This window comes from Okeania sp. (assembly GCF_983059655.1).
The window spans coordinates 1-4,034 of the sequence record NZ_CEZPJD010000725.1 but is presented as its reverse complement, the minus strand read 5'-3'; the positions used below and the strand labels follow the sequence as shown (position 1 = coordinate 4,034).

Genomic DNA, 4,034 nt, shown 5'->3' with positions numbered 1-4,034 from the left:
GCGAGCTATTAAGGGTAGGCAGAAAATAGACTGAGGTTGATATTTTTGGATATAAACATCGCCAGCATAAGTATTGTTGTTACTAGCGCGATCGAGGACTAGAGGCTGTTGGCTGCGCTTGACTTGGTTGACAACACTCAAAGGTACTGCATAAGTAATTTCTACAGGAATAGGAGCCAGGATGGAAGTTTCTTCGCCAGTAACCAAAGCTGTCAGCATTAATACTTGGTCTGATAACAGCATCAAGGCCACGGCCTCAGCACCAGCATTTTCTCTTACTACTTGCATTAAATTGGCGATCGCTCCGTCTAGAGAAATATCTTCTGAAAGAGCACGGGAGGCTTTCATAAGAGTAGCCAAGTCTAATATTTCTTCTGTACCTATTGTAGTTTGAGAAATTGTTCCTTGAGCTAAACTGGTGAGAGTAGTACTGGAGAGGGAACTAAATTTTTGCTTTTCGAGAATGGGTGCGAGGAGGTGAGGATAGCGTTTTTCTAAATCTTCTACCTTGGCTTTTGCTCCCCAATGGGCATAGCAGTAGTAGGCTGATTGCATATAGGTACAGGCAATTTTCTCTTTGCCCCAGTCTAGGTAAAATTTGGCTGCGAGTTCGTTGGCCAGGGCTTCTTCTTGGATATATTCGTTTTCTTTTGCTCCAGCTATAGCTTTTTCGTATAATTCAATTGCTTCTAATTTTTGTTCTAACACGCGATGTTTTTCTGCTTCCACTAAATCATATTTATGTTGGAAATTCATTGGGGCATGAGTTGCCCATTTTTTTAAATTTTTCTGATTAGAATCTATGATTTTTAAATCATTTATTTTATCAAAACTATCAGGGTAAATAGCTAAAAGTGTTAATGAATAATAAAGGTTATGTAAAGATAGATGTGTAACACCTTGTTCTGTATCAATATAATTTGCAGCTAAATGACATTGCTCTAAGGCAGCGGACAAGTTGCCAAACAAGTAAAACAACATAGCTTTGTTAATACTAGTTGAAAATAATAATGTAAAGCTATTAGTTTCTTGAAACTTTGGTAGTTCATCTTCCTCATCAAAACTTTCTCCTACTAAAAGAGTAACTTCTAAAGATTCCCCCAATAAATTTAAGCAGGTTTGTCGCCAAATCGCTAAAAAGTTAGTAGAAAATTCTAAATTAAGCTTTTTAACTAAGTCATAGTGAGGTTGTTGCAGTTCCTTAGTTTCCATAAGATTATGCCCCATTGACGATAGGAAGGCACTATAAGCCATTTCACAATAGCCTGCATATTCCACATCTCCCGCATCAAATCCAGAGCGTGCTCCCTCTAACAAACCTGCTAAACTCACTTTCATATGGTCTTTGAGACTACTAATGAAGTTATAAAAAATAAATAGCACCTTGCACTCATTTTCTCGGCTGGGAAAACGTTCTAAAAGCTTGAGGGAAATCTGCCCAGCATGGTAGGCTTTTTCAGTATCTCCAGCCATAAGTACCAATAGTGCATACCAGCCATAAACCACAGCAGATATTGATGAATACCCATGGTCTATGGAAGATTGTACTATTACGAAGAGTACTTTAGGCAAAAGTTCGGGTTTACCAACGTAAATTGTAGTAATTAGACTGGCAAGGAATTTAATCTTAGTTAGTTCGGTGAGGTCATCTAGTTCCTTGCATTTTTCCACTGCTTCCAATTCAGGCAGTTCCAAAGTTGCAACATCAATATCTGGCACTTCGAGCAAAGAAAAATCTAATAATTCCAAACCTTTCAGACCAGTCTCGATAGCTGTCAACATCTGACTCTGGATTACATAGGATTGGACTTTGAGCTGATAAATTGCGACATTGTCCAACACATCTTGAGTATATTCGAGTGCATTGTCTGCTCGTTCTCTAGAGTACTCGAAATTGGAGTTAAGATACTCTAATTCTATCCCCAGTAAGTGTAAATCTCGTGTCAAGTGGTACTGATTTTGCCAACTTTCTTTTTCCAGATAATTTAGAGCAATATCGCAATATTCTAAAGCAGATTTATAAGCAGCCGATGCCTTAGCTCTGCGACAAGCTATCAAGTTAAGTTCAGCAATTTGGTTACGCTCTTCGAGTTTGACAATTAAGTTTTTCCCATAGTTCAATTGACTCACCAACTCAAAAATTCGTTCTTCTCTTGACTCCGGCGATATTTTCTCCAGAAGTAATTGTCCGATATGGTAGTGAGTTTTTTGTTTTTGCTCGTTGGGAATTAAAGAATAAGCAGCCTGTTGAACTCTATCATGCAAAAAACAATACTGGGCATTTTCAGTTTTTTGGTTGTTTCCACTAACATCATCACGGCTCAGATAAAACTTATAAACCTCACTTTTGGGCAAAATAAACCCTTCTTGCAAAGCCCTCCACAAACTATCTGCTGTATCTTCTTCTGATTGCTCACTCACAATAGCCAAAGTAGCTAAATCAAACTGATTCCCAACACAAGCAGCTAACTTCAACACCTCAATTGTTTCCGTCGGTAACTTCTGTAACCGCCCCGCCATAAACTCCACCACATCATTTGTAAGCGCCCGTTGCTTCACTTCGGCAATATTACATTCCCAATGCCTAAACTCAAAATTAAACTGAATTAATTTATCCCCATGTAAACCTAACAGAAACTGAGTGGTAAAAAATGGATTTCCCTTGGTCTTCTGATACACTAACTCCGTTACAGGTTTAGCCACTTCTCCAGCACAACTAAGAGTATCCGCTACTAAATTATTAATATTATCCTGAGAAAGCGCTGCTAAGGTAATAGTATTAATTGTTGCCTCTGTTTTCCTCATCTCATCCAAGGTTAACATTAGTGGATGGCCAGGAAACACCTCATTATCTCGATAAGCACCAATCATCAGCAAATAGGAATTAGAGGCTTCACTCATTAACAATTTCATCAAATTCAGAGAAGCTGAATCTGCCCACTGCAAATCATCTAAGAAGATTACTAAAGGATGCTCCTGAAGGGTGAAAACTTGAATAAATTTGCCAAACAGCAAATTAAAACGATTCTGGGCAGCACTTGCTGATAATTCCGGCACAGTAGGTTGCTTGCCAATTATTCTTTCTAACTCCGGAATTACATCAACAATTACTTGCCCATTTTCTCCCAGTGCTGCCAATATTTTATCTTTCCACTCCTCCAGTTGAGCATCACTTTCACTCAATAATTGCCCCATTAAATCTCGCAAAGATTGTACTAAGGCTGAGAACGGAATATTGCGATTAAATTGCTCGAATTTTCCTTTGACAAAATAACCCCTTTGCCTGACAATGGGCTTGTGAACTTCATTGACAACTACTGTTTTTCCAATCCCAGAAAATCCTGCCACTAGCATCATTTCTGCTCTACCTCCCTCTTGACTAAGAGGGGGATGAGCTACCCGCTCAAAGGCATCTAGTAAAGTTTGTACTTCTGCTTCCCTGCCATACAACTTCTCCGGAATCAGGAAGCGATCGCTGATATCCCTACTCCCTAACTCAAAACTCTTTATTTCTCCCTTAGACTGCCATTCCTGTCGGCATTTTTCCAAATCATATTTTAAACCCAAAGCACTCTGATACCTATCTTCCGCATTTTTCGCCATCAACTTCATTACAATTTCGATTAGCATTTGAGGTATTTGTGTTTCACAAACCCTGCTCCTTACTTCGCTATTCCCTATTCCCTTTCTTGATGAGTATTCCTTTTCTTGATGAGCATTCCCTATCTTGGTGAGCATTTCCTTACATCCGCCGACGTGAGACCTGACCGCTTGTATCTTTCGCCGACACAGGATCTGACCGCTTGCGTCTGTTACCGACGCGGGACATGACCGCTGTTTCCTATGTCTTAACATTGGCATTTTCGCTAAATGACAATGTACCAATTCCATAGGATCGGTAGTCTCAAATGGTAATGTTCCATTTAACATCTCAAAAAATGTTACCCCTAACGAATAAAAGTCACTACGATAATCTATTCCTCGGTTCATCCTACCAGTTTGCTCTGGGGAAATATAAGCTAAAGTTCCTTCTA

At 39.3% G+C, this 4,034-nt stretch carries 1 protein-coding gene; it reads right to left on the bottom strand.

The genetic code is table 11. The features are described from left to right. On the bottom strand, positions 1-4,034 hold a 4,034-nt coding region (locus AC3DU7_RS27385; protein ID WP_488042421.1), incomplete at both ends, for an AAA family ATPase.